Source organism: Mycolicibacter kumamotonensis, assembly GCF_002086285.1.
Taxonomy (GTDB): domain Bacteria; phylum Actinomycetota; class Actinomycetes; order Mycobacteriales; family Mycobacteriaceae; genus Mycobacterium; species Mycobacterium kumamotonense.
Genome location: NZ_MVHU01000070.1, coordinates 1 through 6,251 on the forward strand (window position 1 = coordinate 1; position 6,251 = coordinate 6,251).

The following is a 6,251-nucleotide window of genomic DNA, read 5'->3' on the forward strand; positions in this document are numbered from 1 at the left end:
AGCCTCACCCGACCCACCCGGGTCGCAGCACAACGTAACAACACGAAGTAACTGCAACTACGAACTTAAGGAACCGCTGATGTGCTACCCCGTGCCGTGTCGGGTCTGCGGCAAGACCACCTGGGACGGCTGCGGCGAGCACGTCGCCGAGGTCCGCGCCCAGGTGCCGCCCGAGCAGTGGTGCCCGGGGCATCCGGAGACCAAGCGCCGCTTCTGAGCGAACGCATTATGGTGTGTGGATGCCGGAGCCGACCACACCCACCGTGCGCACCCTGGTGGAGTTGCTGCGGCTGCAGGCCGACCGGTACGGCGAGAAGATCGCGTTCAGTTTCGCCCCCGACGGCAAGAAGGTCACCGCCCGCCTGAGCTATCGGGAGCTCGACTCCCGAGCGCGGGCGATCGCGTCCAGTCTGCAAGATCAGGGCGCCGCCGGGCAGCGGGTTCTGGTGATCTGCCGGCCGGGTCTGGACAGCATCGCCAGCATCTTCGGCTGCTTCTACGCCGGCGCCGTCGCGGTGCCGGTCGACACCCCGATGGCCCGTCTGAAGCTGGTCGCCCCCGATGCACAGGCCGGCTTCGCGATCGCGACCTCCGACACCCGAAACCAACTGCAGGCCCTGGCCGCCGACGTGCCCGGCATGTCGTCGCTGCAGTGGTGTGCCACCGACCAGGCCGGCCACCCCGACGCCTGGCAGGCACCCGACGTCGGCCCGGACACCACCGCTTTGATCCAGTACACCTCCGGGTCGACGAAATCGCCCAAGGGCGTGGTGGTGACCCACGACAACCTCATCCACAATCTGGAAGCCATCCGGCGGGCCTGGCGCGGCGACGAGACCGCCAAGAGCGTCTATTTCCTGCCCCAGCAACACGATATGGGACTCATCGGCGGGGTCCTGGAGATGATCTACGTCGGCTGCAGCACCGTGTTGATGTCCCCGATCGCCTTCTTCCAGCGCCCCATGCTCTGGCTGGAAGCGATGTCCGCGCACCGCGCCACCACCAGCGCGGCACCCAACGCCGCCTACCGGCTCTGCGTCAAACACAGCACCCCCGCCCAGCGGGCCGCGTTGGATCTGTCGCGCTGGTCCACCGCCGCCATCAGCTCCGAGCAGGTGCACGCCTCGACAATGCAGGAGTTCGCCGACGCGTTCGCCCCGGCGGGGTTTCGGCTGCAGGCGTTCCGCCCGGCCTACGGGCTGGCCGAAGCCACGCTGCTGGTCACCGGGGACTCCGGTCCCGGAGTGGCCGGCGTGCGCTACGTCGACGGCGACGCCCTGAGCGCCAACCGGGCCGTCGACGTCTCCCCCGACGCGCCCGCGGCCGTCCCGCTGGTCAGCTGCGGCCCGCCGGTGTACGCCCAGCGGGTCGTGATCGTCGACCCGGAGACCCGCGTGGCACGCGGACCCGACGAGGTCGGCGAGATCTGGGTGTCCGGTCCCAGTGTGGCGCAGGGCTATTGGGCGCGGCCGGCAGAGACCGCGCACACCTTCGGCGGGTATCTGGCCGACACCGGGGAAGGCCCGTTTTTGCGCACCGGGGACCTGGGTTTCCTGTGCAAGGGCGAGGTATTCGTCACCGGACGGTGGGCCGATCTGATCAGCATCGCCGACAGCACCTACTACCCGAGCAACATCGAGCCGACCGTGCAGGCCTGCCATCCGGCGTTGCTGGCCGACCGCGGCGCGGCCTTCGCCGTCCAGGCCAAACCGGGCGCCGACAGCCACCTGGTCATCCTGCAGGAGATGGACTACCAGCAGCAGGTCGCCGAGAGCGAATTCGCCGGCATCATCGACGCCATTCGGGCGGCGGTCAGCAACCAGCACGGCATCGAGGCGCACGACGTGTTGCTGGTCCCGGCGATGCGGCTGCCGACCACCTCCAGCGGCAAGATCCGGCGCGGCGAATGCCGCCGGCAGTTCATCGACGGCACGCTGGAGGCCGTGGCGCAATGGCACGCTCCGGCGGCACCGGCCGTGCCGGCCAAGAACGCCACCGGCGCCGGCGCGCTGGCCCGGATGATCGTCACCGGCCTGGCGCAGCGCCAACAGCAACCCGGGACCCCGCCACCGCGCTCCAGCTGTTAGGGCTCGGTCCCCAGGTAGTCCAGCAGCCGGTCGAGAACAGGTCGCTGCCCGGGCAGCAGCTTGGTGCGCGCCTGCTCGACGCCGAACCAGCCGACCCGGTCGACCTCGGGAAACTCCCGCAGTCTGCCCGACCGCGGCGGCCACTCCACTTCGAAGGTGTTGCTGCGCGCGCCGGTGACGTCGAGATCACCGCGCACGGCGAACACCGTGACCGTCTTTCCGCCGGCCTGTCGCACCACACCGAGATCCAGTCGCTCACCGTCCGGGGGTTCCAGGCCGATCTCCTCGACGAATTCCCGGCGCGCGGTGGACCACGGGTCCTCGCCGTCGGGTTGCTCCCCTTTGGGAATCGACCACGCCCCGTCGTCCTTGCGGGCCCAGAACGGCCCGCCGGGATGGGCGATCAGCACCTCGACGGCGCCGTCGTCGCCGGGCCGGTACAGCAGCAGACCGGCGCTGCGTTTGGCCACGCCTCACACACCCACGGCGTGTTCCAGGTCGTGCAGCGAGGTGTCCAGGTGCCGCAACAGGCGCTGCAGGTGCGGTACGGAGCGCCGGCAGCCGACCAGCCCGAAGTCGAGGTTGCCGGCGTTGCTGACCACCGTCATGTTCAGCGCCTGCCCGTCCAGGGCGATCGACAGCGGGTAGTTGCCGTCCAGCCGGGCGCCCCGCCAGTACAGCGGCTCGGCCGGGCCGGGCACGTTGGAGATGACGATGTTGAACGGCGGGGGCGCCGCCGAGACGAACCCGGGCAGGCCCGCCAAGGCCAGCGGCGCCATGTTCGCCGCCGACAGCGCCAGCGCCTGGGCGCGGGGCAACTGGCTGAACACCTTCTTGTTGCGGCGCATCGACTCGCTGATGGTCTCCAGCCGCCGCGCCGGGTCGGCGAGATCGGTGGCCAGATTGCACAGGATGGTCCCGACCATGTTGCCGCCGGAATCGGCATCGGCTTCGCCGCGCAGGCTCACCGGGACCATCGCCACCAGCGGATGCTCCGGCAGGGCGTGCTGCTCGTCGAGGTAGGCGCGCAGCGCCCCGGCGCACATCGCCAGCACCACGTCGTTGACGGTCACCCCGGCGGCACGCTTGATCGCGATGACGCGCTCCACCGGCCAGGACTGCGCCGCACACCGGCGGGCCCCACCGATCTTGTGGTTGAGCATGGTGCGCGGCGCCTCGAACGGCAGGGTCAACTGCTGTTCCAGCAGGGCGGCACGCGCCAGCTTGACCGTCGAAGGTCCCAGGGCCGCAACGTCTTTAGCGATTCCGGTTAGTGTCCGCAGCCGCGAGGTGGCATCCGGGCGCGGCCGCGACGGCGGTGCGAGCGACCACGGGGTGCGCAGGTCGGCCTCCCGCGGATCGTCCGACAGGGTGCGGCGCAGCAGCCGCAGCAGCGAAACACCGTCGATCAGGGCGTGGTGGATCTTGACGTAGACCGCGAACCGACCGTCGGCCAAGCCCTCCACCAGGTGCGCCTCCCACAGCGGACGGTGCCGGTCGAGCAGGCTGCCGTGCAGCAGCGACGTCAACTCCAGCAGGTCACGCACCCGGCCGGGCACGGGCAGCGCCGAACGCCGCACGTGGTACTCGATGTCGATGTCGTCGTCGAAGGCCCACCCCACGTTTGCGATCCCGCCCAGCAGGGTCGCCGGACGTTTACGGAACGCGGGCTGCAGATCACGGGCGCCCAGCAGGCCCTGGTAGATCTCGCCGACGAATTCCAGCCCGGCGCCCTCCGGCGGCTCGAAGAGCATCAGGCCACCGACATGCATGGGATGCTCGCGGCTTTCGGCTAAGAGGAAGACCGAATCGAGCGGCGACATCAGCTGCATCGGTCCATTAGACCCCGGACGACCGTGCCGCGCTTGCTAGTCTTGCCCGGTGCGTCGCCGGGCCATCGTCTGTGTCGCCGCGGCCGCCTGCTTCGTCGCGGCAACCGCCGGTCCGCCCGCCGCGTCCGCGGATCCCGATATCGCCGGCAAGACGGTGTTTCTCGACCCGGGGCACAGCGGCGCCAGCGATTCCTCGATCGCCCGACTGGTGCCCAACGGACGCGGCGGCACCAAGCCGTGCCAGACCAGCGGGACCGCCACCGACGACGGCTATCCCGAGCACAGCCTGACCTGGGATGTGACCAACCGGATCCGCGCGGCGCTGGACCAGATGGGCGTGCACACCGAGCTCTCGCGCGGCGACGACACCTCGCCGGCCGCGTGCATCGACGCCCGGGCCGCCGCAGCCAACGCCGCGCACCCGGATGCGATCGTGTCGATTCACGCCGACGGCGGGCCCGCGTCGGGTCGCGGCTTTCACGTCAACTACTCCAGCCCGCCGCTCAATGACGCCCAGTCCGGGCCGGCGCTGCGCTTGGCCGGTGACATCCGGGACTCCCTCGCGGCTGCGGGCATCCCCGAATCCAGCTACCTCGGCGCCGACGGGCTCTACGGCCGGGCGGATCTGGCCGGGCTGAACCTGGCCGAATATCCGGCGGTGCTGGTCGAACTCGGCAACATGCGCAACGCCGGGGACGCGGCACTGCTGGAAAGCCCCGACGGGCGCGCCCGATATGCGGCGGCGGTCACCGGTGGGATCGTCACGTTCCTCAGCAGGTGATGATGTCTGGACCCGGCGTAGCCACCCGAACGCTTCTCGGCACGATCTGCCTGCTGCTGGTGTTGACCGGCTGCGCGGACAGCACGCCCACGGTGGTGTCCGGGCACGCGATTTCGATGCTGTATCACCCGGGCAGGGTCGGCGGATTGCCCGCCGCCGACGGTCCCAGCGGTCCGCGCGGCGACGTCCCGCCCGTCACCGCCAGGGTGACCAACACCGACGGCGGCCAGATCGACCGGTTGTCGCTGCTGGCGATCGACGACATCGAGGACTTCTGGACCCAGCACTACGCCGATTCCCTGTCCGGCACCTTCACCCCGGTGTCGACGCTGGTGTCCTATGACTCCACCGACCCGAACGGCCCCCAGGTATGCGGCGGCGATGTCTACCACCTGCCGAACGCGATGTACTGCCGCCGGGCCGACACCATGGCCTGGGATCGGGCCAAATTCATGCCGACGGCCCGAAAGTACTTCGGCGACATGGCGATCAACGGCACGCTGGCCCACGAATACGGGCACGCCCTGCAGGCCATGGCCCACAGCGTCCACACCTTCACCCGAACCCTGGTGCGCGAACAACAGGCCGACTGCTTCGCCGGCGTGTACCTGCAGTGGGTGGCCGCCGGACGTTCGTCGCGCGCGCAGTTGAGCACCGGCGACGGACTCAACCATGTGCTGGCCGGGCTGATCGTGATCCGCGACCCCGTCTCGACACCCGACAACCCGGTGTCGGTCTCCGACGAGCACGGCACCGCGCTCGACCGCGTCGGCGCCTTCCAGAGCGGCTTCGACGGCGGCGCGGAGGTGTGCGCCCAGATCGACATGGGCGAGATCCGCAAGCGGCGCGGGAATCTGCCGCGCTCGCTGTTCGATTCGGAGAACCCGCAAAGCGACCTCACCATCGACGAACACGTCCTGTCGACGCTGATGGAACAATTGGGACAGATCTTCGGCTTGTCCCGCCCACCGGAACTGGCCACGTCGGGCCGCTGCCCCAGCGGCCACCAGCCCAACCCGGTGGCCTACTGCCCGGAGACCAACACCGTGATCGTCGACCTGCCCGACCTGCAGGAGATGAGCGCTCCGACGGATCAGTCGACACTGGGCATGCCGCAGGGCGACAACACCGGACTGTCCGCCGTGACGTCACGGTATGCGCTTGCGGTGCAACGCGACCGTGAGGTCGGTTTGGAGTCGGCGACCGCGGCACTGCGCACGGCGTGCCTGACCGGGGTGGCCCAGCGCCGGATGGCCGAGCCGATGACGTTGTCCTCGGGGCCGGGTTTGACGCTGGCCGGCGGCGACCTCGACGAAGCCGTCACCGGTCTGTTGATGAACGGCGTGGTGGCCAGCGACGTCGACGACAACACCGTCCCGGCCGGCTTCACCCGGATCCTGGCGTTCCGCTCCGGGCTGCACGGCGACATCGACGGATGCTTCGAGCGGTTCCCGTGATGGAGACGCGATGAACGGTCGACCCGACCAGCCGGAGCGCCCGGAGCGGCGGACCCGGCCGGTACCGCCGCGCGCCCCGTGGCCGCCCGAGCAA

6 protein-coding genes are annotated in these 6,251 nt (G+C 70.1%); 4 read left to right on the forward strand and 2 right to left on the reverse strand.

The features are described from left to right. Nucleotides 1–217 (forward strand): DUF8730 family Cys-rich protein (locus BST28_RS24455; protein ID WP_207570180.1); only part of this gene is annotated, 217 nt, incomplete at its 5' end. A 22-nt stretch (nt 218–239) separates the two neighbouring features. Beyond that, nucleotides 240–2,087 (forward strand): fatty acyl-AMP ligase, encoded by a 1,848-nt coding sequence (locus BST28_RS22560; protein WP_234808389.1) that lies wholly within the window; start codon nt 240–242, stop codon nt 2,085–2,087. Here BST28_RS22560 and BST28_RS22565 read toward each other — a convergent pair. After that, nucleotides 2,084–2,557: an NUDIX hydrolase gene (locus BST28_RS22565; RefSeq protein ID WP_083083188.1), complete on the reverse strand. Its 474-nt coding sequence runs from the start codon at nt 2,555–2,557 to the stop codon at nt 2,084–2,086. The two genes, BST28_RS22560 and BST28_RS22565, sit on opposite strands and share 4 nt — an antisense overlap. A 3-nt stretch (nt 2,558–2,560) precedes the next feature. Next, nucleotides 2,561–3,919 carry a WS/DGAT/MGAT family O-acyltransferase gene (locus BST28_RS22570; RefSeq protein ID WP_083083189.1) on the reverse strand — a complete coding sequence of 453 codons (1,359 nt, stop codon included), beginning with the start codon at nt 3,917–3,919 and terminating at the stop codon, nt 2,561–2,563. 49 nt (nt 3,920–3,968) lie between these two features. On the opposite strand from BST28_RS22570, the gene BST28_RS22575 reads away from it, so the two are divergent. Continuing rightward, complete coding sequence (locus BST28_RS22575; RefSeq protein WP_083083190.1) at nt 3,969–4,700, forward strand: Rv3717 family N-acetylmuramoyl-L-alanine amidase; 732 nt, start codon at nt 3,969–3,971, stop codon at nt 4,698–4,700. Beyond that, nucleotides 4,700–6,157, forward strand: coding sequence for a neutral zinc metallopeptidase (locus BST28_RS22580; RefSeq protein ID WP_083083191.1), 1,458 nt, complete (start codon nt 4,700–4,702; stop codon nt 6,155–6,157). Before BST28_RS22575 ends, BST28_RS22580 begins: the two co-directional genes overlap by 1 nt. The last annotated feature ends 94 nt before the right edge of the window (nt 6,158–6,251 follow it).